Genomic DNA, 23,008 nt, shown 5'->3' on the forward strand with positions numbered 1-23,008 from the left:
GCTCAGCGTCCTTCCTTGGCGGGCACGGCGATGGTGGGCACGTCGGCCTCTGCAGCGCCGCCCAGTTCACGGGCCAGTGCCTGGTCGAGCCGGCGCAGGCGCCAGGCGTGGATGATGAAAGCGGCAATGGCCGTCGGGATGCCCCACATCGCGATGTGCAGCGGCTCCACGTCGATGCCCGCTTCGTGCAGGAAGGTGGTCATGAGCACGATGGCGCCGAAGGCCACGAAGATGTCTTCGCCGAAGAACAGGCCCACGTTGTCGGTGGCCGCGGCGTAGGCGCGCAGCTTGTGGCGGATGCGGTCGGGCAGCTTGCCGTAGCGCGTCTCGGTGGCGCCTTCGGCCATCGGCGCGAGCAGCGGACGCACCATCTGCGGATGGCCGCCCAGGCTGGTCAGGCCCATGGCCGCCGTGAGTTCGCGCGCCGCGAGGTAGACGATCAGCAGGCGGCCGGCGGTGGCCGACTTGATGCGGCTGATCCAGTTCTGCGCGTGCTGGCGCAGGCCGTGGCGCTCCAGCAGGCCGATCACCGCCAGCGGCAGAAGAATGATCAGCGGCAGGTTGCGTGTCTTGATGAAGCCGGTGCCGATGGCCGTGAGGATCGCCATCGGGCCGAAGCCGGCGGCGAACGCCGTGACGATGGCCGTGACGATCACGACCAGCATCGGATTGAAGCGCAGGATGAACCCCGCAATGATCACGGCCACGCCGATCAGCGGCCACAGGGGGACTTCAGGTGTCATGGTTGGTCTTTCGTTGCAATGCAAAACACCGGCGCAGAGGCACCGGTGCGGTCGATTGATGCAAACCTCATGCCAATGAATGAGCAATTCATTTCTTATGAATCACTCATTTCAAACAAGTTGTTGAACAATTTCATGTAGTGTGCCCAACAACAGTGCCTGAATACCCCCATGAAAACCCTGAAACGGGCGCGTTTCGGTGCACGGGCGCGGCGCGGCACGGGGGCCGTCTGTTACAACGCAGGCTCGCTGCGCCCCTCTCTTTTCCCCTCCGACCGACCGGCATGACCCGACTGGATTCCCCCACTTCCCCCGCCTCGCCGGCCGCCGGCGCGCTCACGCTCAACGACCGCGTGGCCGAGCTGATCCGCCAGAAGATCGTGAAGGGCGAGTTCTCGCCGGGGCAGCGGCTGTCGGAGGCCGCGCTGGCCGACAGCCTGGAGATTTCGCGCAACACCCTGCGCGAGGTGTTCCGCACGCTGACCAAGGAAGGCCTGCTCAAGCACGCGCCGAACCGCGGCGTGTTCGTGGCGGTGCCGAGCATCGCGTCGATCATCGACATCTACCGCGTGCGCCGGCTCATCGAGTGCCAGGCGCTGGCGCAGGCCTACCCGCGCCACCCCGCCAAGAAGCACATGCGCGAGGCGGTCGAGATGGCGCTGAAATGCCGCGACGCCGGCGACTGGCTGGGCGTGGGCACGGCCAACATGGAGTTCCACAAGGGCATCGTCGAGCTGGCCGACAGCGAGCGGCTCAACGTGCTGTTCGCCCACATCCTGGTCGAGCTGCGGCTGGCCTTCGGGCTGCTGAAAGACCCGGAGTTCCTGCACGCGCCCTACGTGGACATGAACACGAAGCTGCTCGAGCTCATCGAGGCCGGCAAGTTCGCCGAGGGCTCGGCGGCGCTGAACGACTACCTCATCCACTCCGAGCGCATCGTGCTCGCGGTGTATGCGCGGCAGATGCCGGACGGCGGACTCGACAACTAGTTGAATCCGCCCGCGCCGCGCGGGCTGCCGCGCTAGCGCTCCTTGCCCATCACCAGGTCAGGCAGGATCGTCACGATCGACGGGAACAGCGTGATCAGCGCGATGCACAGCACGAGGCAGAAGAAGAACGGAATGGCCGCCTTGGCGATCACGTTGCTGTCCTTGCCCGTCATGTTCTGCAGCACGAACAGGTTGAAGCCCACCGGCGGCGTGACCTCGGCGATCTCGACCAGCAGCACCACGAAGATGCCGAACCAGACCAGGTCGAAGCCCGCCTTCTGGATCATCGGCAGCACCACCGCGCTGGTCAGCACGATCATCGAGATGCCGTCCAGCGCCGTGCCCAGCACCAGGTACACCACCACCAGTGCGCCGATGAGCGCGTAGGGCGACAGGTGCATGCTGTCGACCCACTCGGCCAGCTCGCGCGGGATGCCGGTGAAGGCCATGGTCTTGGTCAGGAACGCAGCCCCGGCCAGGATGAACATGATCATGCAGCTGGTGCGCGTGGCACCCATGATCCCGTCCTTGAAGTTCTGCCAGGTCAGGCTCTTGCCGTAGGCCGCGATGGCCAGCGAGCCGAGCACCCCGAAGGCCGCGCACTCGGTGGCCGTGGCCCAGCCGGCCACCAGCACCCAGACGATGAACACGATCAGCAGCGCGCACGGGATGAGGTTGCCCGACAGCCTGATCTTTTCCATGAAGGTGGTGGGCGGGTCGGCCGGCGGCACCTGGTCGGGGTGGCGCAGGCTCCACCAGCCGATGTAGCCCGAGAACAGCAGCATCAACAAGAAGCCCGGCAGGAAGCCGGCCAGGAAGATGCGGATGATGGAAGCATCGGCTGCCACGGCGTACACCACCATGGTGATCGACGGCGGGATCAGGATGCCCAGCGTGCCGGCGGTGGCCAGCGAGCCGATGGCCAGCTTCTCGTTGTAGCCGCGGCGCTTGAGCTCGGGCAGCGCCACCTTGGCGATGGTGGCGCAGGTGGCGGCCGAGGAGCCCGAGACCGAGCCGAACACGCCGCAGCCGAGGATGGTGGTGTGCATGAGCCGGCCGGGCACGCGGTTGAGCCACGGACGCAGGCCTTCGAACATCTCCTCGCTGAGCTTGGTGCGGAACAGGATCTCGCCCATCCAGATGAACAGGGGCAGCGCCGCCAGCTCCCAGCTCGCATTGCTTTCCCAGAAGGCCGAGAACAGGTTCTTGCCGGGCAGCGTGTTGGTGAAGAAGGCCTGGCCGACCCAGCCGACGATGGCCAGGGTCATGGCGATCCAGACGCCGCCGGCGAGCAGCAACAGCATGATGCCGAGCAGCAGCGCGCCCATCAGAAGGGTTTCGAGCATCGGTGTCTTTGTTGTTGTCGTTCAGACGTCGGAAGAGAAGTCGCCCGCCGCGTGGCGCTCTTCGACGGCGCGCTGGTAGCTGGGCTTTTCGCCGCGCACCACGCCCACCAGCTCATCGACCATGGCGATCAAGAGCAGCCAGCAGCCGATCACGAAGCTCGACTGCGGAATCCAGATCGGGATCACGAGCAGGCCCGTGGCCATTTCCTTGAACTCGTAGCTCTCGTAGGTGAAGCTGGTGGCCCAGTAGGTCAGGTAGGCGACCGACACGGCGGCGACCAGCAGGCAGGCCACGTCGAGCACGCGGCGCACCTTGGGCGGCACGGCATCGAGCAGCAGCGTGACGCGCACGAAGTCGCCGTGCCGGAACGCATGCGCCATCGCGAAGAAGGCCGCCGCCGCGCACAGCCACGCCACCGCGTCATTGAGCCCGCTCACGTGCCAGTTCATCTGCCGGCCCACGCCGGCCACGATCATCAGCACGAAGATCAGGAAGACGCAGAACGCACCGAGCGCGCCGGCACCGTTGTACAGGCGGTCTAGGAAGCGCCTCACGGCTTACTTCTTCTTGTAGGCGTCGACGATCGCCGCGCCGTCTGCACCAGCGGCCTTGAGCCAGTCGGCCTGCATGATGCCGCCGACCTGGCGCATGTCGGTGTCCAGCTTGGGCGAAGGCTTGTGCACCTTCATGCCGCGCTCGGCGAGCAGGCGCTTGTACTCGTCGTTCTTCTCCTGTGCGACCTTCCAGCCGCGCGCCTCGGCGTCGGCTGCGGCCTTGGTCACCGCTGCTTTGGTGGTCGCATCTAACGCATCGAAGGCCTTGGCGTTCACGAGGATCGCGTTCTTCGGAATCCACGCCTGCGTGTCGTAGAAGTTCTTGATGTGCTCGAAGGTCTTGGTGTCGTAGCCGGTGGAGCCCGAGCTCATGTAGCTCTCGATCACGCCGGTCGCCATGGCGGCACTGAGTTCAGCCTGCTGGATCTGCACGGGCTGCGCGCCGATGAGTTCAGCGATCTTGGCCGTGGCCGGGCTGTAGGCGCGCCACTTGATGCCGCGCAGGTCGGCCACCGAGCCGATCTCCTTCTTGGTGTAGATGCCCTGCGGCGCCCAGGGCACCACAAACAGCACCTTGATGCCTTGGGCGGCCAGCAGCTTGTCCATCGCGGGCTTGGAGGCGTCGTAGAGCTTGCGAGCCTCAGGGTACGTGGTGGCCAGGAAGGGCACGCCGTCCAGCGCGTAGATCGGGTTCTCGTTGGCGTAGTTGGCCAGCAGGATCTCGCCGGCCTGGGCCTGGCCGCTTTGCACGGCGCGCTTGATCTCGGGCGCCTTGAACAGCGACGCGTTGGCATGCACCGTGATCTTCAGCTTGCCGCCGGTGGCCGCGTCCACGTCTTTGGCGAACTGCGTGATGTTCTCGGTGTGGTAGTTGGTCGCGGGGTAGGCATTGGCCAGGTCCCACTTGGTCTGGGCGTGGGCGCCGAGGGAGAAGGCCAGGCCCGCGAAGGCAGTGACGACGGCGTGCGCGTAGGGATTTCGCATGGAAACGCTCCAGGAGTGCAAAGAGGGAAAAGGGAGGGAGAGGAAACGAATGAACGAGGCGAAGCCGCGGCGTGCAATCCATGCACGCCGTGGCGCCGACGGCCAAGCCGGCTATTCCTTCTTCTTGGGGGTCAGCTCGAGCGGGCTGGCCGGCAGGTCGGAGCGCCGGGGCTCGGGCTTGTCCGCGACCTTGCAGTCCTGGTCCTTGAAGGGGCCGGCCTCGCGCACCCAGTCGGGGCTGATCGGATGCTGCGCGCAGACGGCCTTGCCGCTGACCTTGTTGCGCATCAGGTAGAAGCTCTCGGTGGGTTGTGCCAGGGCCGCGCCCGACAACGCCAGGCCGACGATGCCGATGAAGAGTTGGTGTTTCATGTCCATGCCTTCTTGTGATGCAACGTTGTCAGGGTGCCGGCGCCGACAGGGTCTTCGCCATCGCGATCACCAGGTTGCGGCCCTGGGCCACGATGGAATCGCGGAAGCCCTCGAAGGTTGCATCCGTGATCTTGCCGTCGCTGCCCGCGCCGAAGCGCGTCATGACCGGCGTGTGGATGTGCCCGGCGGGAATGTTCAGCTTGAAGGTGTCGCGCAGCAGCGTGTTGCGGTACGCGCTCGCATTGGAGAGGTAGTTGCCGCCGCCGCCCCGGCTGGCGCAGTTGTTGTCCAGCGGGCCCAGCGCGTCTTTCTTGCACGGCTGCACGGAGTAGGTGTCGCGCCGCAGCACGTCCCAGCCGCCGGGCGTGCCGGTGTCGCGATTGATGACGCCCTCGCCCGTCTTCGCGTCGATCATGGCCTGGAACGGCAGCGTCGACACCGTGAACTGCGGCGGCGTCTCCTTGGCCCAGGGCCGCGGCAGGAAGCCGAGCCAGCGCTCCGGCGGATAGATGTCGCAGTCCAGCACCGATGGGAACCTGTCGCCGTCCATGCAGGCGGGCCAGACGTTGTCGTTGCCCGGGATGCTGGCCAGGTGGTAGCGGCCGTTGAAGTGCTCCAGGTGGAAGGCACCGCCGCCCTGGCTCATGGAGATGGACGCGTCCACGCGCTTGGGCCCGGGCTTGAACCACGGCCCCAGCGTGTCTTCCTGCATGCCCTGCAGGAAGGGCGGGTAGTTCACGGGCAGGATGAAGGTGCGGATGATGGCCGTGGTGCCGTCGCCCAGCGCCACGGTGTTGCCGTCCAGCGAGAGGATGGTCGCGCCCGAGGGATTGCCGATGCGGATGTTCGGGTTGTCGTGAACGCCCGGCGTGCCCAGCGTGAAGGGATCGAAGCCGCTGACCAGGATGCGCTTGTGGCCCGCGCCTTCCGGGAAGTCGATCGCGTACTGGCCGCGCGACGCGCGCTCGAATTCGTTCTCCAGCGCGGCGCGCTGTGCGTCGTCGAGCGGGAAGTCGGGCTTCCACTGGCGCAGCGCGAACGTCATGGTCAGGCGCGCCCAGTACAGCATGCGGTCGTCGCTCTGCGGCAGGCTGCCCTCGACCTTGCGGCCCTGCACCCGGTCCACCGCGGCCTGCCACAGCTGCTGGCCCTCGGCCTTCAGCAGGGTGACGGCCGCGTCGTAGCTCGACGCGCCGGCCAGGCCGTCCTTGCACAGCTTGAGTGCGAACGCCGGCCCGAACTTGTCGAAGCCGCTGGCCTGCAGCAGCTGCTGCGAAAAGCTCGTCGCATCGCTGGCGCTGAGCTTGTTGGGCAGGCGCTGCTCTTCGTACGAGGCCGCGACGCCGGTGTCCATCGCGCACCTGGCCTGGATCACCGGCGGCGCGGGTGGTGGGGGATTCGTCGTGGGTGGCGGTGCGGGCGGCAGTGCGTTGGCAGCGGCGATCGCTGCTGCAATGGCCGCGACGGTGGCCGGGTCAGCCCCGCCACTTCCGCTGCCACCACCGCATCCCGCCAGTACCGCCGCGCAGATGCCCAGCCCCAATGCATTCCGACGCCAGGAGATGCCGCCCTGCGGGACGCCCGCTGCGTCCTTCGCTTCGCAGTCGTCCCCCGCAGAGGGGCTCGGATGAAAGTCGCTTGCCATGACGAATCGCTCCCATGAATGTGGTGTGTGCAGACAAGGAAAGCCTCGCGGCCGGTTGCCGTGAGCCTCGGCAATTGGTCAACACGACCATGTATCCAGGTCTCAACCGATCGATCTTGGTTGAGCTTAGATTGATGTTTTGTTGAACAATTAATCGAATGATGCCCCACCATATTCGTCATGAAATTGGTGCAAACCCGCGAGACGAAGGACGCACCAGCCAACGCCGTACAGCGGTGCCTCCGTGATTCGTGGGTTGTGCGCGAGGGCAAACGAGCACCGCGGCCAGAGCGGCGCGCCACCCCGGACTGCTGAAATAATGGTCACCCCGCCACCCCCACCGCCGGATGCGCCATGACCCTGTCCGCCTACCTGCTGTTCCTGCCCGCCTGCTTCGCCATCAACATGGCGTTCGGCCCCAACAACCTGCTGTCGGTCACCAACGGCGCGAAGCACGGCGTGTCGCCGGCCGTGATCGCGGCGAGCGGCCGGCTGGTGGCCTTCGCGGTCATGATCGCCATCGCGGGCCTGGGCATGGGCGCGGTGCTGGTGGCGTCGGAGCTGGCCTTCGACGTCATCAAGTACATCGGCGCCGCGTACCTCGTGTGGATCGGCGTCCGGCTGCTGCGCGCGCCGGCACCGACCGCGCAGGTGCAGGCGCACGAAGCAGCCCCGCCGTCGATGCGCGCGCTGGTGCGCCAGGAGTTCACGGTGGCGGCCGGCAACCCGAAAGCCATCCTGGTGTTCACCGCCTTCTTCCCGCAGTTCGTGGTGCCCGGTGCGTACGCGTCGAGCTACGTGCTGCTGGGCGTGACCTTCCTGGTGTTCGAGCTGGTCGCGATCGCGCTGTATGCACTGCTCGGCGCGCGCATGCGCCGCCTGGCCGATGGCAGCCGCGCGATGCGCTGGTTCAACCGCATCAGCGGCAGCATGATGGTCGGCTTCGGGCTGATCCTCGCGTTCACGCGCCGGCCTGCGGGCTGAGAAGGTGTGACCGACCGCGCGGCGGTCAGCACTCGACGATGTTCACGGCGAGGCCGCCGCGCGAGGTTTCCTTGTACTTGGTCTTCATGTCCGCGCCGGTCTGCATCATGGTCTGGATGACCTTGTCCAGCGACACGAAGTGCGAGCCGTCGCCGCGCAGGGCCATGCGCGCCGCGTTGATGGCCTTCACCGCGCCCATCGCGTTGCGCTCGATGCACGGGATCTGAACCAGCCCGCTGACCGGGTCGCAGGTCATGCCCAGGTTGTGTTCCATGCCGATCTCGGCCGCGTTCTCGACCTGGCCCGGCGTGCCGCCCATCACCGCGGCGAGCGCGCCGGCCGCCATCGAACAGGCGACGCCGACCTCGCCCTGGCAGCCGACCTCGGCGCCCGAGAGCGAGCCGTTCTTCTTGTAGAGGATGCCGATGGCCGCGGCGGTGAGCAAGAACTCGACCACGGCCTCGTCGCCCGCGCCGGGAAAGAAGCGCTGGTGGTAGTGCAGCACCGCCGGGATCACGCCCGCCGCACCGTTGGTGGGCGCGGTGACCACGCGCCCGCCGGCCGCGTTCTCTTCGTTGACGGCCATGGCGTACAGGTTGACCCAGTCCATCGCCGCGAGCGGGTCGGGCGCGGCCTGCGCGGTGCCGCTGCCCTGCAGCTGAGCGAACAGGTCGGCCGCGCGCCGCCGCACCTGCATGCGCCCGGGCAGGGTGCCGGTGCTCGCGCAGCCGCGGCGCACGGCGCCGGCCATGGCGTCCCACACCTGCAGCAGCTCCGACCGCACCTCGGCCTGCGGCCGCCATTGCGCTTCGTTGGCCATCATCAGCGCGGCGATCGACAGGCCCTGTGCGCGGCATTGCGCGAGCAGTTCCGCGCCGGTGTCGAAGGCAAAGGGCAAGGCGGCCGGCGCCGGGCGCTGCACGCCGGCTTCGTTGCGCACGCTCTCGCCCTGCGCATCGACGACGAAGCCGCCGCCCACTGAAAAGTAATCCGCCTCGGCCAGGGTCTGGCCCTGCGCGTCCAGCGCGATGAAGCGCAGGCCGTTCGGATGCCGGGGCAGGCTCTTGCGCAGGAAGAGCAGGTGCTCCTTCTCGTCGAAGGCCACGGCGTGCGTGCCGAGCAGGCGCAACTGCCGCTCGCGCCGGATGGTGGCGATGGCAGGCTCGATGGTGTCGGGATCGATCCGGTCCGGCCGGTGGCCTGCGAGCCCGAGCAGCACGGCGCGGTCGGTGCCGTGGCCGCGGCCGGTGGCACTCAGCGAGCCGTACAGCTGCGTCACCAGCGCGGCCACCTGCGGCAGCAGGCCTTGCGCTTGCAGCAGGCAGGCGAACTGCCGCGCCGCGATCATCGGCCCGACCGTGTGCGAGCTCGAGGGGCCGATGCCGATCTTGAACAGATCGAAGGCGCTGACCGGCGTCGAAGGCGCCTTCGCCGTACTTGTCACCGCGCCTTCACCGCCAGGTTCCACAGCGCCACGAGCTGCTCGTACTCCGCCGAGGCCGCTTCCTGGTCGAGCGGGAAGACCTTGATGGCGCTCAGGTCGGGCAGCGAGGTGAGCTTGGACACCGCGATGTCGCTGCGCACCGGACGGCGGAAGTTCTTCACCAGCAGCTCCTGCTGCGCCTCCTTGCTCAGCAGGCCGTTGTAGAGCGCGACGGCGGCGTCCATGTTCTTCGCGCCCTTCACGATGAACATGCCTTCGGGCGCCAGGTAGCTGCCCTCGGTGGGATAGACCAGCTTGATCTCCTTCTGGCCGCCCGCCACGTACTCCTGCGCCGCGTACTCGATGGTCAGGCCCACCGGGTACTCGCCGGCGGCCACGCCCTTGTAGGTGCTGCCCGACGACGCGGTGACGACCGCGTTGGCCGCCAGCTTGCCCAGGCCGTCGCGGCCGAACTGCTTGAGCAGGCCGTACACCAGCATGTAGGCCGTGGCGCTCTTGCTCGGGTCGGTGATGGCGAACTTTCCCTTCCACTCGGGGCGCATCAGGTCCGACCAGGTCTTGGGCGCGGGCACGCCCTTGAGCTGGCGCTCGTTGACCATCATCACCATGACGTGCACGTTGGTGCCGACCCACAGGTCGTTCGGGCCGCGGAAGGCCGCGGGCACGGCCGCGAGGTCGGGCGACTTGTAGGGCGCCATCTGGTCCTTGTAGGCGCCCAGCGTGCCGAAGCCGCCGCTCCACAGCACGTCGCCGCGCGGGTTCTTGGCCTCGGCCTGGATGCGCTTCATCAGCGTGCCGGTGCCGCCCGTGACCTGCTGCACCGTGAGCCCGGGCGCCTTCTTCTTGACCACGGCCAGCGCGGTCTCGACGGTCTCGGTGTTGTTGGACGAATAGAGCACCACCGTCTGCGCACCCGCGATGCCCGCCGTGAGGGCCAGGGTCGCGAACGCGCATTTCGCCAGGGACTTGAAGGACATGAAAACCTCGCAGGTTGAAGTGAATGGGTGGGTCATTTGCTGGAGAAGAGGTTGATGCGGAACACCTTGATCGCCACCACGATGGGCAGCAGGATCACGCTGACCAGCGCCGCGCCGTAGGCCGAGGCCAGGCCCAGGCGCCCGCCGTCGACCTGGCGGAAGATGGCGATCGGCATGGTCTCCAGGCCGCCCGTGTAGACCACGATGGAGGCCGACAGCTCCGAGATCGTGGTCACCCACATCAGGATGGCGGCCGAGATGATCGAGGCCTTCATGGCCGGCAGCAGCACCTTGAAGAAGGTCTTCAGCGGCGACACGCCCAGGCTGATCGAGGCCTCTTCGATGGAGTCCGAGATGTTGAACAGCGTCGATGACGCATTGCGCACCGCGAAGGGCAGGCGGCGCACCGTGTAGCACAGCACCATGATCCCCGAGGTGCCCGCCAGCACCAGCCAGCCGGTGTTGAAGGTCTGCACCAGCGCAATGCCCAGCACCGTGCCCGAGATGGTCAGCGGCAGCACCACGATGTAGTCCAGCAGCTGCGTGAAGGGATTGCGCTTCTTGATCGTCAGGTAGCTCACGAGCACCGCGAAGGCCACGCCCACCACGGTGGCCATCGAGGCGAACTTCAGCGAGTTGATGATCGGCTCGGGCGCACCGCGCAGCGCGCGCTCCAGGCTGGACAGCGACCACTGGCCCCAGCGCATCACGGGCCCGCTGGTCTCGGTGAAGGCGCCCACGAAGACGATGAGCAGCGGCAGCATCGACAGCACGATGATCACGCCCACGCTGAGCGTGTAGAACACCGCCGCGCCCGAGCGCACGCGCACCACGGCGGGCGCGCGGCCCTGCGTCATCGTGTAGATCTTGCGTTCGACCACGCGCTTCTGGAAGAACAGCACGATGGCCACGATGCCGATGGACACCACCGACATCGCGCTTTGCAGCGTGGGGCTGCCGCCCATCTCGCCGACGAAGGCGTTGTACGTCATGACCGACAGCAGCGGCACGCTGCTGCCCAGCACCACCGACAGCGCGAAGTTGCCCACCACCAGCGTGAACACCACCAGCGCATTGACGAGCACCGCCGGCAGGATCACCGGCACCAGCACGCGCAGCTTGGTCACCAGCGGCGAAGTGCCCAGGCTCAGGCCGGCCTCTTCGAGCTGGCCGTCGAAGCCGCGCAGCGCGGCCAGCACGCCCAGGTAGATGTAGGTGTAGTAGACCAGCGTCATGGAGAACACCATGCCGGTCCAGCCGTAGAAGGTCGGCAGCGTGATGCCCGCGCCGGCGAGCAGGTTGGTCACCAGCCCGTTGTTGCCCAGCAGCAGCAGCCACGACTGGCCCACGATGATCTCGGGGATCACGATGGTCATGATCGGCAGCACCGCCACCAGGTTCTTCAGCGGGAAGTCGTAGCGCGCCACCATGTACGCGAAGGGCACGCCCACGGCCACGGTGCAGGCCGTGACCGACACGCCGAGCACCAGCGTGTTGCGGAACGCGAGCAGGTATTCGCTGTCCTGCAGCAAGGTGATGAAGCCGGACAGCGAGAACGCGCCCGACTCGTCGCGCACGCTGTTCACGAACAGCGTGCCCAGCGGGTAGAACACGAAGAACAGCAGCAGCACGAGGCTGAGCAGGGTCAGGAAACCCCAGGGCCACCAGTTGATTTTCATGGCGTGCGTATCCGTTCAGGCGGCGACGACGCGGCTGTCGGCCGGCACCAGCACCTGCACCGCATCGCCGGCCTGGAAGTCGGCCACCATGTTGCCGGCGTGCAGCTCGACGCGGATCTCCGACTGGTCGTGCAGCCGGATACGGTAGGCGGTCTTGAAGCCCAGGTACTGGCGGCGCAGCACCTCGCCCGCGATGGCGTTGGGCACATGGGGCGCGGGCGCCATCAGCGACAGCGCCTCGGGGCGCGCGATGAGGATGCCCTGCGCGCCCAGCGCGGCGCCCCCCTGCTTGCCGTCCAGTTGCTGGCCGCACAGCTGGTAGCGCACGTGCGACGCGGCCCCGCCAGCGGACTCGGCCGGCACCGGGATCACGTTGGCCGAGCCGATGAAGTCCGCCACGTAGGCGTTCACCGGCGTGCCGTACAGCTCTTCGGGCGTGCCCAGCTGCGCGATGCTGCCGCGGTCCATGATGGCGATGCGGTCGGACATGGCCAGCGCCTCTTCCTGGTCGTGCGTGACGAACACGGTGGTGATGCCGGCCTCGCGCACCAGGTCCAGGATCACGTCGCGCATCTGCAGGCGCATCTTCGCGTCGAGGTTGGACAGCGGCTCGTCCATCAGCAGCACGCGCGGGCGGATCACCAGCGCGCGCGCCAGCGCCACGCGCTGGCGCTGGCCGCCGCTCATCTGCGCCGGGTAGCGGTCGGCCAGCGCGAGCAGGCTCACCTTGTCCAGCGCCTCGTTGACGCGCCGGGCGATCTCGGCCTTGGGCACCTTGCGCGCGCGCAGGCCGTAGGCCACGTTGTCGAAGGCCGTCTTGTCGGGGAACAGCGCGTAGTCCTGGAACACCATGCCGATGTCGCGGTGGTGGGTGGACACGCGCGTCACGTCGTCCTTGTCGAAAAGAATGCGGCCGCCGTCGGGCTCGTTGAAGCCCGCGATGCAGCGCAGCAGGGTCGTCTTGCCGCAGCCGCTGGGGCCCAGCAGGGTGTAGAAGGCGCCATCGGGCACATGCAGCGACAGGTTCTGCAGCACCGTCTGGTTGGCGAACTGCTTCACGACGTTGTCGATGGTGATGGAAGCCATGTCTCTTGTTCAGGGTGGAAGGAAGCGCGATGCTAGGTGCGCCCCCTGCGCGCCACCAGCCGTATTTTTTAAGGCGGCCGGTTAGTTTTTCTGCAGGCTTCCCGGTCTACGATGCGCGCCGGCCTCCAACCCCGGGCGGCACGCAACCGAACACGAAAAGAACATGAGGAAGACAAGCCCGCTCGCCAAGGGTCGCATGTGGTGACCCGACGCCTCCCCCCTTTGAAGGCGCTGCGCGCCTTCGAAGCGGCGGCGCGCCATGCCAACTTCACCGCGGCCGCCGACGAACTCAGCATCACGCACAGCGCCGTCAGCCAGCAGATCCGCCTGCTGGAGGACTACCTGGGCCAGCCGCTGTTCGCGCGCGAGGCCCGCGGCGCGACGCTGCTGCCGCATGCGCGCGACTACTTCGCCGAGGTGCAGGCCAGCCTGGACCGCATCGCCAGCGCCACGGCCGCGCTGAAGTCACCCCACCAGCGCGCCAGCCTGCGCGTGTGCACCACGCCCTCGCTGGCGATGAAGTGGCTCATCCCGCGGCTGGCCGGCTTCCAGGCCCTGGCGCCGCAGACCGACGTGCAGCTGTCGACCCTGGGCCGCCAGTTCTTCGACCAGGCCGAGGCCGGCAGCGACGTGCTGATCCGCCGCATCCCCATGCAACGCCCCGACCACACCTGCGTGCGCTGCCTGGACGACCACCTCGTGGCCGTGGCGTCGCCGCGCTTCATCGAACGGCACCGCATCGCCAGCATGGCCGACTGCCTGGGCCACCCGCTGCTGCAGGCCGCCGGCGAAGTGGAGAACTGGCCGCGCTGGTTCGAGCTGGCCGGCGTGCGCGTGCCGCCCCAGCTGCCGGGCCCCGTGTTCGATCACCAGTTTCTTTGCATGCAGGCCGCCATGAACGACCTGGGGCTCGCGCTGGCGCCCTGGTGCCTGCTCGAGGAAGACATCCGCGCCGACCGGCTGCGCCTGGTGTTTCCCGAACCGCGCCTGCCGGCCTCGGGCGTCTACGCGCTGTACCGCACCGAAGGGCCGGTGGCCGCGCTGGCACGGCAGTTCGTCGACTGGCTCGGCACGCAGCACTGGAACGCGGGAAGCCCCACCCCATGACCACCACGCTCACTCTTCCTCCCCTGCGGCTGTCGGACTTCAAGCTGATCGCCTTCGACATGGACTCGACGCTGATCGACATCGAGACGGTCGACGAGATCGCCGACATCGCGGGCTGCGGCCCCGAGGTCGCGGCCATCACCGAGGCCACGATGCGCGGCGAGATCACCGACTACAAGGACAGCCTGCGTCGGCGCGTGGCCCTGCTGCGCGGCGTGCCACTGTCGGCGCTGCAGGCCGTGTACGACCAGCGCCTGCACCTGAACCCTGGCGCCGAGACGCTGATCGGCGCGTGCAAGCAGGCCGGCCTGCGCGTGGTGCTGCTGAGCGGCGGCTTCACCTTCTTCACCGACCGGCTGCGCGATCGATTGAAGCTGGACGACACGCGCTCCAACGTGCTGGAGATCGAAGACGGCCGGCTCACCGGGCGCATGCTGCCCCAGCCCTGGGGCGACATCTGCGACGGCGAAGCCAAGAAGGACAAGCTGCTCGAATGCTGCCGCGCGATGGGCATCCCGCCGGCCCGGGCCATCGCCGTGGGCGACGGCGCGAACGACCTGCCGATGATGCGCGTGGCCGGGCTGTCGGTGGCCTACCACGCCAAGCCCCTGGTGTGCGAGGCCGCCATGCTGTCGATCGACGAGGGCGGGCTCGACCGGCTGCTCGACCTGCTCAAGCCTTGAGGTATTCGGCTTTCGTGCCGAGCCAGCGGTCGATGTGGCGTTGCGCCAGCTCGGGGTGCTTCTGCAGCATCACCGGCGCGAGTTCGCGCGCCCAGTCGAGCAGCAGCGTGTCGGTCGCGAGGTCGGCAAAGCGCAGCAGCGGCGCGCCCGACTGGCGCGCGCCCAGGAACTCGCCGGGCCCGCGAATCTCCAGGTCGCGCCGCGCGATCTCGAAGCCATCGCCGGTCTCGGCCATGGCCTTGAGCCGCGCACGCGCCGCCTCGCCCACGCGGCCGCTGTCGCCCGGCGCATAGAGCAGCACGCAGGCCGAGGCCGCCGCGCCGCGCCCCACGCGCCCGCGCAGCTGGTGCAGCTGCGAGAGGCCGAAGCGCTCGGCATGCTCGATCACCATCAGCGAGGCGTTGGGCACGTCCACACCCACTTCGATCACCGTGGTGCTCACGAGCACCTGGATCTCGTTGGCGGTGAAGGCGGCCATCACCGCCTGCTTCTCGGCCGTGGGCATGCGTGAATGCAGCAGGCCGACATGCACGGCGTCGCCCAGCGTGCCGGCGAGTTCGTCGCGCGTTTCGGTGGCGTTGCGCAGGTCGACCGCTTCGCTCTCTTCGATCAGCGGGCAGACCCAGTAGACCTGCCGGCCTTGTGAAATCTGCGCCTGGATGCGGTCGATGACCTCGTCGCGCCGGTGGTCGGCCACCAGCTTGGTGACGATGGGCGTGCGGCCGGGCGGCAGCTCGTCGAGCGTCGACACATCGAGGTCGGCGTAGTAGCTCATCGCGAGCGTGCGGGGAATCGGCGTGGCGCTCATCATCAGCAGGTGCGGTTCGAGGTCGCCGCCCGCCTTGCCGCGCAAGGCCAGGCGCTGCGCGACGCCGAAGCGGTGCTGCTCGTCGATGATGGCCAGCGCCAGGTTCTTGAAGCGCACCTTTTCGGAGATGACCGCGTGCGTGCCGATGACCAGCGCGGCCTCGCCGCTTTCGACGGCGGCCGACATCTCGTCGCGTTCCTTTTTCTTCTGGCTGCCCGTGAGCCAGGCCACGCGCAGGCCGCGCTCGGCCAGCAGCGGATCGAGCCAGCCGACCAGCTTGCCGAAGTGCTGGGCCGCGAGGATTTCGGTGGGCGCCATCAGCGCGCACTGGAAGCCCGCGTCGATGCAGCGCGCCGCGGCCAGCGCCGCGACCACGGTCTTGCCCGAGCCCACGTCGCCCTGCAGCAGGCGGTGCATCGGGATCTGGCGGTGCAGGTCGGCCGTGATCTCCTCGCCCACGCGCTGCTGCGCGTCGGTGAGGCCGAAGGGCAGCACGGCGAGCAACTGCGCATGCAGCGAACTCGCCGCCGCGTCGGTGGACGCAGGCAGCACCGGCGCGCGCTGCGCCGCGCGCTCCAGCCGCGCCTGCAGCTGCGAGAGCTGCTGCGCCAGCAGCTCCTCGGCCTTGATGCGCTGCCACGCCGGGTGGCTGTGGTCTTCGAGCGCGGCGATCGACACGTCGGGCGTCGGGTAGTGCAGGAAGCTCAGCGCGCTGCGCAGATCCCACGCGCCGCGCAGGCCGATCTGCACCGGAATCGTCTCGTCGAGCAGCGCGCGCGCCAGGCCCGAGCGCACCTCGCGCCGCAGCACCGGCTGCGCGAGCCCGGCCACGGTCGAGTACACCGGCGTGAGCGCGTTGGGCAGCGCCGTGCCGGCCGCCTTGACGGTCGGGTGCATGATCTGCCGCCCCACGAAACCACCGCGCATCTCGCCGCGCACGCGCACCTTGGCGCCCACCGCGAGCTGCTTTTGCTGCGACGGATAGAAGTTGAAGAAACGCAGCTGGCAGGTGTCGGAGCCGTCGTCGATGGTGGCGATGAGCTGGCGGCGCGGGCGGTACACCACCTCGCACTCGGTGACCACACCCTCGACCTGCGCCATGTCGCCGTCGCGCGTGTCGACCAGGCGCACGATGCGCGTCTCGTCCTCGTAGCGCATCGGCAGGTAGAGCGCGAAGTCGATGTCGCGCACGAGGCCGAGCTTGCGCAGCGCGCGCTGCACGAGGCTCAGGCCGGTGCCGGGCGGTTGCGCCGGTGCGGCGGGGGGAGTCGGTTCTTTCTTGGCGGGCACGGACAAGGCTTCTAGCGTGGACGGCAAAGGTCCGTCAAGGCGCTGCGGGCATCGGGGAACATGAACTGGAAGCCGCTGCGCAGCAACTGCGCCGGCACCACGCGCTGGCCTTCGAGCAGCAGGTCGGCCTGCTCGCCGAGCAGCAGCTTCACGGGCGCGGCGGGCGTGGGCATCCAGCAGGGGCGGTGCAGCACGCCGGCGGCGACGCGGGTGAAGGCCTCCTGGCTCACTGCGCCCGGCGCGGTGACGTTGAAGGCCTGCGCGGCGACAGGGTCGGTGGCGGACTCCGTCACCGTCCACACATGCGCGATGGCGCGGATCAGGTCGTGCACATGCACCCACGACAGCCACTGCCGCCCGCTGCCCAGGCGCCCGCCCATGCCCAGCTGCACCGGCATCAGCAGCTGCGGCAGCGAGCCCTGGTGGCCCAGCACGAAACCGAAGCGCAGGCAGGCCACGCGAACGCCGTGCGCCACCGCCGCGTGCGCGGCGCGCTCCCAGCGCTGGCACAGCGTCGACATGAAGATGTCCTGCGGCGGTGCGTCTTCGGTGAGCTCGGTGGCGTCGCCCTGCGGGTGCACGCCGTAGTAGCCGATGGCCGAGCCCGAGAGCAGCAGCCACGGCTTGCGCGGGCGCGTGGCGATCCAGGCGACGAGCTGCTGCGTCAGGCCTTCGCGGCTTTGCAGCAGCTGTTGCTGGCGCCGCGCGCTCCAGCGCTGGCCGAGGATGCGTGCGCCCGCGAGGTTGACGACCACGTCGATCGCGTCCGCGGCGGGAATCTGGTCGAGCGACTGCACGCAGCGCACCGCACCGCCGAAGCCCCAGGCGGCGCCGCGCGCGTCGCGCGTCCACACCGTCACCGCATGGCCGTCGGCCAGCAGGTGGCGCACGAGGATCTGGCCGATGAAGCCGGTGCCGCCCGTCACCAGCACCTGCTGCGGTGTCGTGCCGAAGCGCACCGGTGCCTGGGCGTCGCGCACCTGCGCCTGCTTCTGCTGCTTGAACAAGGCGCGCGCCGCGAAGCCGTCGCGCAGGCCCGAGATACCCACGCCCACGCCGCACAACGCCAGGAAGGCGCTGAGCCAGCCGTGCGGCTGCCACACCATCGCCGTCGGTTGCGCTGCCCAGCCGACCGCGCTCATCGCCAGCAGCGCGATGAACGCGCCGGCGTTGATGGCCAGCACCGTGTGCGTCACGCGTTCGGTGGGCGGCAGCAGGCGGCTGCCGTCTTCGACCACGAAGTCCCACAGCGTGAGCACGATCTCGACGCCGAACACCACGAGCAGCACCCATGCCCACGCGCCGTGCCAGGCCCACGCCGACAGGCCGAGGAACAGCGCGCAATAGATCGACGAGCGCGTGGCATGGATCGCCAGCTCGCGCCCCGCCGTGCCGCGGCGTGGCAGGGCCTCGGTGCCTTCGTGGTGGTAGATCGTGTCGAAGGCGCCCAGCGCGCCTTGCGCCGCCATGAGCTGCAGGGCCAGCAGGTGCGTGTCGATCATGCGGACACCGCCTGCGGCTCCGGCACTTCCTCGAACACGCCGACCTGCGTGAAGGTGGTGCCCATGAGGCAGTGGCGGATTTCGATGCGGATGTTGAAGCGCTCGGGCGTCTCGTTGTGGTGCCAGAGGAAGGTCTTGCCCGGCGTGAACAGGCCCGGCAGCGGAATGCGCCAGCCGAACACCTCCCAGAAATAGCCGTCGCTCTGGAAATGCAGGCTGCCGCTGGGCTCCACGCTCAGCACCAGCTTCATGCCCAGCCCCATGCCCACGTACTCCAGCACCTCGCCGCGCTCGCTCTCGCGCATGAAGCTGGTGAACTGGATCGGCTTGCGGCCGTGCAGGCGGTAGATGCGCTGCTTGTAGATGGCCGGGTCGTCGGGCCGGGCGTAGACCTGGATCTCGACCGGGAAGTGGCTGTCGCTGTAGGGGATCAGCGCGCCCTGGATCATCGGCTGCGTGAGGTGCCCCAGCAGCTTGCCGAAGCGCGAGCAGCGCAGCTCGCTGAGCGCGCCCAGGTAGTGCAGCGCCTTGCCCGGCAGGGGGTTCTTGTCGAAGCGCCGGCGGATGTCGGGGTGCAGGCCCATCCAGGCGCCGCCGAGGATCTTCTTGAAGAGCTCGCCTTCGGAAGGAGGGGCGGGGGACGGCGTGACACGCGCGACGGAAGAATCGACCATGCGTCGATTCTGCCTCGGCAACCCCCGGCGGCGCCCGTGATTCCGGGCCATGGGACAATCGCCGCTCTCCGCCTTTTTCTCTTTCCCATGCCTCCTTGGCACGGGCCCGTCCGGCCCTCAAGCACCATGCGCGCCTTCACGCTTTCCGATTTCGATTTCCATCTGCCGCCCGAGCTGGTGGCACAACACCCGGCCACCGAACGCACCGCCTCCCGTCTGCTCGACGGCACCGGCAACTCCCCGGCCGACCGCATCTTCAAGGAACTGCCCTCGCTGCTGCGCGCGGGCGACCTGCTGGTCTTCAACGACACGCGCGTGGTCAAGGCGCGCCTGTTCGGCGAGAAGCCGACCGGCGGCAAGCTCGAGCTGCTGGTCGAGCGCGTGCTGCAGGGCCACGAGGTGGTCGCGCACATGAAGGTCAGCAAGAAGCCGCCCGTGGGCACCACGCTCGAGATGGTCGGCGGCTTTCGCGCCACGCTGCTGGGCCGCTGGCCCGAGGAAGACGGCGCGCTGTTCCGCTTCGGCTTCGAGAGCGATGCCGGCGAAGACCCGTACGCGCTGATGCAGCGCTGTGGCCATGTGCCGCTGCCGCCCTACATCACGCACACCGACTCGGCCGACGACGAGAGCCGCTACCAGACCGTGTTCGCACGCGTGCCCGGCGCCGTGGCCGCGCCCACGGCCGCATTGCATTTCGACGAAGGCCTGCTGGCCGAGCTCGAAGCGCGCGGCGTGCAGCGCGCCAACGTCACGCTGCACGTGGGCGCCGGCACCTTCCAGCCGGTGAAGACCGAGAACATCGCCGAGCACACGATGCACGCCGAGCGCTACGAAGTGCCCGAGGCCACGCAGCGCGCCATCGCCGAATGCAAGGCACGCGGCGGTCGCGTGGTCGCCGTGGGCACGACCACGGTGCGCACGCTCGAGTCGTGGGCCAAGAGCGGCGAGGCCACGGGCGACACGCGCATCTTCATCACGCCGGGCTTCGCCTTCGCGCACGTCGACGTGCTGGTGACCAACTTCCATTTGCCCAAGAGCACGCTGATGATGCTGGTCTCGGCCTTCGCGGGCTACGAGCGCGTGATGGCGCTGTACGCCCACGCCATCGCCAACGGCTACCGCTTCTTCAGCTACGGCGACGCCATGCTGCTCGCACGCACCCAGGACTGAACGACATCATGCTGAACTTCGAACTCCTCAAGACCGACCCCGACAGCCACGCGCGCCGCGCCACGCTCACGCTCAACCACGGCAAGGTCCAGACGCCGATCTTCATGCCCGTGGGCACCTACGGCACCGTCAAGGGCGTGATGCCGCGCAGCCTCGAGGAGATGGGCGCGCAGATCATCCTGGGCAACACCTTTCACCTGTGGATGCGCCCGGGCCTGGACGTCATGGCGAGCTTCGGCGGGCTGCACCAGTTCGAGAAATGGGACAAGCCCATCCTCACCGACTCGGGCGGCTTCCAGGTGTGGTCGCTGGGCGCGATGCGCAAGATCAGCGAAGAAGGCGTGAAGTTCGCGTCGCCCGTCAACGGCGACAAGCTGTTCCTCACGCCCGAGGTCTCGATGCAGATCCAAACCATCCTGAACAGCGACATCGTGATGCAGTTCGACGAGTGCACGCCCTACGACACCAAGGGCCACATCACGACCGAGGCCGAGGCGCGCGTCTCGATGGAACTGAGCCTGCGCTGGGCCAAGCGCTGCCAGGCCGAGTTCACGCGCCTGCAGAACCCCAACGCGCTGTTCGGCATCGTGCAGGGCGGCATGTTCGAGAACCTGCGCGAGGAGTCGCTGGCGGCGCTGGTCGACATGGACTTCCCCGGCTACGCCATCGGCGGCGTGAGCGTGGGCGAGCCCAAGGAAGAGATGCTGCACATCATGGGCCACACGCCGCACCGGCTGCCCGCGAACAAGCCGCGCTACCTGATGGGCGTGGGCACGCCCGAAGACCTGGTGCAGGGCGTGGCCGACGGCGTCGACATGTTCGACTGCGTGATGCCCACGCGCAATGCGCGCAACGGCACGATGTTCACGCGCTTCGGCGACCTGAAGATGCGCAACGCGCGCCACAAGAGCGACCCGCAGCCGGTCGACCCGAGCTGCACCTGCCACGCCTGTGCGGGCACCTCGGGCGTGAGCTGGAACGACGGCGGGCGCGAAGGCTTCAGCCGCGCCTACCTGCACCACCTGGACCGCTGCGGCGAAATGCTCGGCCCGATGCTGTGCACCATCCACAACCTGCACTACTACCTGAACCTGATGACGGAGATCCGCGCCGCGCTCGACGCGGGCACCTTCACGGCGTTCCGCGCGCAGTTCAAGGCCGACCGCGCACGCGGCGTCTAGGACTTCGCGGCGCCCGGGGGCTTGATGGCCAGGGGCGTCGCGTAGGGCTCGATGCGCAGCAGCTCGTTCCTGAAGACCACGACCTGCCTGAGCGGCGCCTGCACCAGGGCTCCGCTCGCGTCCTTGTGCGAGGCGTACTGCCAGAGCGTGAGCTGCCCCTTCTCGGTCAGCATGGCGGCCAGCCGCTGCACGGGCGGCGTCGCGCCGGCGCCCAGCTGGGCCGCCTCGATGCCCACCACGATGTCGTCGCGCGGCGAGACCACCTTGAAGAGCAGCACGGGCGCCGGTGCCTGCGCCTGCGCGCGGACGTGCCGCGCCGCGAAGGCGGCCGGAAGAAGCGCGAGACAGAGGACGAAGCGGCGGTTGAAGGAGCTCATGGGCCGAAGCGTATGCCTGCAACGGCGCCCTGCCCACAGGCCGGAAGCCATACGCCGGGTGGAGGCCCGGCCGGCACCAGAGACGCCGTCATCCGGTACGCTTGGCCTGTCTTCACTGCGGTTGTCCTCACCCTCATGACCAACGCCTCCCCACCCACGGCCTATACCGCCCGCTATCCCTCGCTGGCCGACCGCACCGTGTTCATCTCGGGCGGCGCCAGCGGCATCGGCGAATCGCTGGTGCGGGCCTTTCATGCCCAAGGCGCGAAGGTCGGCTTCTGCGACCTCGACACGGCCGCCGGCAGCGCGCTTGCCGCGCAGCTGCAGGGCGCGCACCCCGCGCTGTTCGTGCCCTGCGACGTGACCGACACGGCCGCCCTCGCCGCCGCCATCGACGCGGTGCGCCAGCGCTTCGGGCCGGTGTCGGTGCTGCTGAACAACGCGGCCAACGACCGGCGCCACGAGATGGCCGACGTGACCAGCGACGACTTCGACCGCCTCGTGGCCGTCAACATCAAGCACCAGTTCTTTGCTGCGCAGGCCGTGGCCGACGACATGCGCGCGCTGGGCGGCGGCTCGATCGTCAACTTCGGCTCGATCAGCTGGCTCATGAAGGGCCGCGGCTACCCGGTCTACCAGGCCTGCAAGGCGGGCGTGAACGGCCTCACGCGCTCGCTGGCGCGCGACCTGGGCAAGCAGAACATCCGGGTCAACACGATCATGCCGGGCTGGGTGATGACCGAGCGGCAGATCAAGCTCTGGGTGAAGCCCGAATCCGCCGCGGAGATCGATGCGGCGCAATGCCTGCCGGGCCGCGTGATGGCCGAGGACATCGCCGCGATGGCACTGTTCCTCACGGCCGACGATTCGCGCATGTGCACCGCGCAGGACTACGTGGTGGACGCAGGCTGGACCTGAAGCGCTTCAACGCTCGCCCCAAAGAAAAAGCCCGGCATGCCGGGCTTTTTGCTGCGTGGGTGGCGGGACGATCAGTCGCGCAGTTCGGCCGGCAGCGTGCCGCCATTGGCGGCGATGCGAGTCATCACCTGCTTGTGCAGGCCGATGTTCCATTCGGCCGAACCCGGTTCGCCGTTGCTGTAGAGGATTTCGCTGGCCAGTTCCTTGCGCGCGGCGAGGCTGCTGTCCAGGCCCAGCAACTTGAGCAGGTCGACGATCGAGGTGCGCCAGTTCAGGCCGGCGGCACCTGGCATCGCGTCCAGGACGGCGGGCACGTCGCCCAGCGGGATCGCGGGCGGCGGTGCGGCAACGGCCGGCGCGCCGGGTGCAGCCGCCGGCGGTGCGGCGACGACTTCAGCGGCGTTGGCCGACGGAAAAATCTTGGAAAAAATCTTGCCGAAAATGCTCATGGGTGTGCTCCGTCAATGTGAATGGGAAAACCCGCGGCACGGCGT

The 23,008-nt window shown here is 68.5% G+C and carries 22 protein-coding genes; 7 read left to right on the forward strand and 15 right to left on the reverse strand.

The window, feature by feature from the left end:
• Nucleotides 1-2 precede the first annotated feature (2 nt).
• Nucleotides 3-743 carry a DUF969 domain-containing protein gene (locus AC07OX_RS12370; protein WP_495261407.1) on the reverse strand — a complete coding sequence of 247 codons (741 nt, stop codon included), beginning with the start codon at nt 741-743 and terminating at the stop codon, nt 3-5.
• Nucleotides 744-1,027: 284 nt separating this feature from the next.
• Here AC07OX_RS12370 and AC07OX_RS12375 point away from each other — a divergent pair, with 284 nt between their 5' ends.
• Nucleotides 1,028-1,732, forward strand: a complete 705-nt coding sequence (locus tag AC07OX_RS12375) for a GntR family transcriptional regulator (protein ID WP_235944293.1) — start codon at nt 1,028-1,030, stop codon at nt 1,730-1,732.
• A 32-nt stretch (nt 1,733-1,764) separates the two neighbouring features.
• On the opposite strand, the gene AC07OX_RS12380 is transcribed toward AC07OX_RS12375, so the two are convergent.
• The 5 genes from AC07OX_RS12380 to AC07OX_RS12400 form a co-directional block, all read right to left on the reverse strand.
• Nucleotides 1,765-3,078, reverse strand: a complete 1,314-nt coding sequence (locus AC07OX_RS12380; RefSeq protein ID WP_495261406.1) for a TRAP transporter large permease — start codon at nt 3,076-3,078, stop codon at nt 1,765-1,767.
• A 21-nt stretch (nt 3,079-3,099) separates the two neighbouring features.
• A complete protein-coding gene (locus AC07OX_RS12385) occupies nt 3,100-3,633 on the reverse strand; it encodes a TRAP transporter small permease (protein ID WP_062468676.1) in 534 nt (177 codons plus the stop codon).
• 3 nt (nt 3,634-3,636) lie between these two features.
• The gene (locus AC07OX_RS12390; protein ID WP_495261405.1) at nt 3,637-4,617 is read right to left on the reverse strand and encodes a TRAP transporter substrate-binding protein; all 981 of its coding nucleotides are present in this window, start codon (nt 4,615-4,617) and stop codon (nt 3,637-3,639) included.
• Nucleotides 4,618-4,728: 111 nt separating this feature from the next.
• Nucleotides 4,729-4,989: a hypothetical protein gene (locus AC07OX_RS12395; protein ID WP_495261404.1), complete on the reverse strand. Its 261-nt coding sequence runs from the start codon at nt 4,987-4,989 to the stop codon at nt 4,729-4,731.
• A gap of 28 nt (nt 4,990-5,017) precedes the next feature.
• A complete protein-coding gene (locus AC07OX_RS12400) occupies nt 5,018-6,634 on the reverse strand; it encodes a PA0049 C-terminal domain-containing protein (protein ID WP_495261403.1) in 1,617 nt (538 codons plus the stop codon).
• A gap of 354 nt (nt 6,635-6,988) precedes the next feature.
• Here AC07OX_RS12400 and AC07OX_RS12405 point away from each other — a divergent pair, with 354 nt between their 5' ends.
• Nucleotides 6,989-7,618 (forward strand): LysE family translocator, encoded by a 630-nt coding sequence (locus tag AC07OX_RS12405; RefSeq protein ID WP_495261402.1) that lies wholly within the window; start codon nt 6,989-6,991, stop codon nt 7,616-7,618.
• Nucleotides 7,619-7,643: 25 nt separating this feature from the next.
• Here AC07OX_RS12405 and AC07OX_RS12410 read toward each other — a convergent pair whose 3' ends face one another.
• From AC07OX_RS12410 to AC07OX_RS12425, 4 genes are read right to left on the reverse strand one after another with little or no spacing between them, the layout of a single operon-like run.
• Complete coding sequence (locus tag AC07OX_RS12410; RefSeq protein ID WP_495261401.1) at nt 7,644-9,062, reverse strand: L-serine ammonia-lyase; 1,419 nt, start codon at nt 9,060-9,062, stop codon at nt 7,644-7,646.
• Nucleotides 9,059-10,039 carry an ABC transporter substrate-binding protein gene (locus tag AC07OX_RS12415; protein WP_495261400.1) on the reverse strand — a complete coding sequence of 327 codons (981 nt, stop codon included), beginning with the start codon at nt 10,037-10,039 and terminating at the stop codon, nt 9,059-9,061. Before AC07OX_RS12415 ends, AC07OX_RS12410 begins: the two co-directional genes overlap by 4 nt.
• A gap of 32 nt (nt 10,040-10,071) precedes the next feature.
• On the reverse strand, nt 10,072-11,718 hold the full coding sequence (locus AC07OX_RS12420) for an ABC transporter permease (protein WP_062477436.1): 1,647 nt from the start codon (nt 11,716-11,718) through the stop codon (nt 10,072-10,074).
• Nucleotides 11,719-11,733: 15 nt separating this feature from the next.
• Nucleotides 11,734-12,804, reverse strand: a complete 1,071-nt coding sequence (locus tag AC07OX_RS12425; RefSeq protein WP_062477439.1) for an ABC transporter ATP-binding protein — start codon at nt 12,802-12,804, stop codon at nt 11,734-11,736.
• 198 nt (nt 12,805-13,002) lie between these two features.
• Between AC07OX_RS12425 and AC07OX_RS12430 the strand changes: the two genes are divergently transcribed.
• The gene (locus AC07OX_RS12430) at nt 13,003-13,911 is read left to right on the forward strand and encodes a LysR substrate-binding domain-containing protein (RefSeq protein ID WP_223301447.1); all 909 of its coding nucleotides are present in this window, start codon (nt 13,003-13,005) and stop codon (nt 13,909-13,911) included.
• Nucleotides 13,908-14,594, forward strand: a complete 687-nt coding sequence (gene serB / locus AC07OX_RS12435) for a phosphoserine phosphatase SerB (RefSeq protein WP_495261399.1) — start codon at nt 13,908-13,910, stop codon at nt 14,592-14,594. Before AC07OX_RS12430 ends, serB begins: the two co-directional genes overlap by 4 nt.
• Here serB and recG read toward each other — a convergent pair.
• Genes recG through AC07OX_RS12450 form a run of 3 tightly spaced genes read right to left on the reverse strand, consistent with a single transcriptional unit; the run spans nt 14,584 to nt 18,868 of the window.
• Entirely contained in the window at nt 14,584-16,692 is a 2,109-nt protein-coding gene (gene recG / locus AC07OX_RS12440) for an ATP-dependent DNA helicase RecG (RefSeq protein ID WP_495261398.1), read from the reverse strand. The genes serB and recG overlap by 11 nt on opposite strands.
• 11 nt (nt 16,693-16,703) lie before the next feature.
• On the reverse strand, nt 16,704-18,194 hold the full coding sequence (locus AC07OX_RS12445; protein WP_495261397.1) for a TIGR01777 family oxidoreductase: 1,491 nt from the start codon (nt 18,192-18,194) through the stop codon (nt 16,704-16,706).
• Nucleotides 18,191-18,868 carry a DUF4166 domain-containing protein gene (locus AC07OX_RS12450; protein ID WP_495261396.1) on the reverse strand — a complete coding sequence of 226 codons (678 nt, stop codon included), beginning with the start codon at nt 18,866-18,868 and terminating at the stop codon, nt 18,191-18,193. The genes AC07OX_RS12445 and AC07OX_RS12450 overlap by 4 nt, the downstream gene beginning before the upstream one ends.
• A 126-nt stretch (nt 18,869-18,994) precedes the next feature.
• Here AC07OX_RS12450 and queA point away from each other — a divergent pair, with 126 nt between their 5' ends.
• The gene (gene queA / locus AC07OX_RS12455; RefSeq protein WP_495261395.1) at nt 18,995-20,038 is read left to right on the forward strand and encodes a tRNA preQ1(34) S-adenosylmethionine ribosyltransferase-isomerase QueA; all 1,044 of its coding nucleotides are present in this window, start codon (nt 18,995-18,997) and stop codon (nt 20,036-20,038) included.
• 8 nt (nt 20,039-20,046) lie between these two features.
• Nucleotides 20,047-21,219: a tRNA guanosine(34) transglycosylase Tgt gene (gene tgt, locus AC07OX_RS12460; RefSeq protein WP_159274089.1), complete on the forward strand. Its 1,173-nt coding sequence runs from the start codon at nt 20,047-20,049 to the stop codon at nt 21,217-21,219.
• On the opposite strand, the gene AC07OX_RS12465 is transcribed toward tgt, so the two are convergent.
• A complete protein-coding gene (locus tag AC07OX_RS12465) occupies nt 21,216-21,596 on the reverse strand; it encodes a hypothetical protein (RefSeq protein WP_495261394.1) in 381 nt (126 codons plus the stop codon). The genes tgt and AC07OX_RS12465 overlap by 4 nt on opposite strands.
• 135 nt (nt 21,597-21,731) lie before the next feature.
• Here AC07OX_RS12465 and AC07OX_RS12470 point away from each other — a divergent pair, with 135 nt between their 5' ends.
• Entirely contained in the window at nt 21,732-22,514 is a 783-nt protein-coding gene (locus AC07OX_RS12470; RefSeq protein ID WP_495261393.1) for an SDR family NAD(P)-dependent oxidoreductase, read from the forward strand.
• A gap of 71 nt (nt 22,515-22,585) precedes the next feature.
• Here AC07OX_RS12470 and AC07OX_RS12475 read toward each other — a convergent pair whose 3' ends face one another.
• Nucleotides 22,586-22,963: a DUF3597 domain-containing protein gene (locus AC07OX_RS12475; RefSeq protein ID WP_095747238.1), complete on the reverse strand. Its 378-nt coding sequence runs from the start codon at nt 22,961-22,963 to the stop codon at nt 22,586-22,588.
• Nucleotides 22,964-23,008 lie beyond the last annotated feature (45 nt).

The sequence above is a fragment of the Variovorax sp. GW821-FHT09D07 genome, assembly GCF_059416345.1.

Coding starts and splice junctions, on each gene's coding strand:
- AC07OX_RS12370 (WP_495261407.1), bottom strand. CDS start 743: ATGACACCTGAAGTCCCCCTGTGGCCGCTGATCGGCGTGGCCGTGATC.
- AC07OX_RS12375 (WP_235944293.1), top strand. CDS start 1,028: ATGACCCGACTGGATTCCCCCACTTCCCCCGCCTCGCCGGCCGCCGGC.
- AC07OX_RS12380 (WP_495261406.1), bottom strand. CDS start 3,078: ATGCTCGAAACCCTTCTGATGGGCGCGCTGCTGCTCGGCATCATGCTG.
- AC07OX_RS12390 (WP_495261405.1), bottom strand. CDS start 4,617: ATGCGAAATCCCTACGCGCACGCCGTCGTCACTGCCTTCGCGGGCCTG.
- AC07OX_RS12395 (WP_495261404.1), bottom strand. CDS start 4,989: ATGAAACACCAACTCTTCATCGGCATCGTCGGCCTGGCGTTGTCGGGC.
- AC07OX_RS12400 (WP_495261403.1), bottom strand. CDS start 6,634: ATGGCAAGCGACTTTCATCCGAGCCCCTCTGCGGGGGACGACTGCGAA.
- AC07OX_RS12405 (WP_495261402.1), top strand. CDS start 6,989: ATGACCCTGTCCGCCTACCTGCTGTTCCTGCCCGCCTGCTTCGCCATC.
- AC07OX_RS12415 (WP_495261400.1), bottom strand. CDS start 10,039: ATGTCCTTCAAGTCCCTGGCGAAATGCGCGTTCGCGACCCTGGCCCTC.
- AC07OX_RS12420 (WP_062477436.1), bottom strand. CDS start 11,718: ATGAAAATCAACTGGTGGCCCTGGGGTTTCCTGACCCTGCTCAGCCTC.
- AC07OX_RS12425 (WP_062477439.1), bottom strand. CDS start 12,804: ATGGCTTCCATCACCATCGACAACGTCGTGAAGCAGTTCGCCAACCAG.
- serB (WP_495261399.1), top strand. CDS start 13,908: ATGACCACCACGCTCACTCTTCCTCCCCTGCGGCTGTCGGACTTCAAG.
- AC07OX_RS12445 (WP_495261397.1), bottom strand. CDS start 18,194: ATGATCGACACGCACCTGCTGGCCCTGCAGCTCATGGCGGCGCAAGGC.
- AC07OX_RS12450 (WP_495261396.1), bottom strand. CDS start 18,868: ATGGTCGATTCTTCCGTCGCGCGTGTCACGCCGTCCCCCGCCCCTCCT.
- queA (WP_495261395.1), top strand. CDS start 18,995: ATGCGCGCCTTCACGCTTTCCGATTTCGATTTCCATCTGCCGCCCGAG.
- tgt (WP_159274089.1), top strand. CDS start 20,047: ATGCTGAACTTCGAACTCCTCAAGACCGACCCCGACAGCCACGCGCGC.
- AC07OX_RS12465 (WP_495261394.1), bottom strand. CDS start 21,596: ATGAGCTCCTTCAACCGCCGCTTCGTCCTCTGTCTCGCGCTTCTTCCG.
- AC07OX_RS12470 (WP_495261393.1), top strand. CDS start 21,732: ATGACCAACGCCTCCCCACCCACGGCCTATACCGCCCGCTATCCCTCG.
- AC07OX_RS12475 (WP_095747238.1), bottom strand. CDS start 22,963: ATGAGCATTTTCGGCAAGATTTTTTCCAAGATTTTTCCGTCGGCCAAC.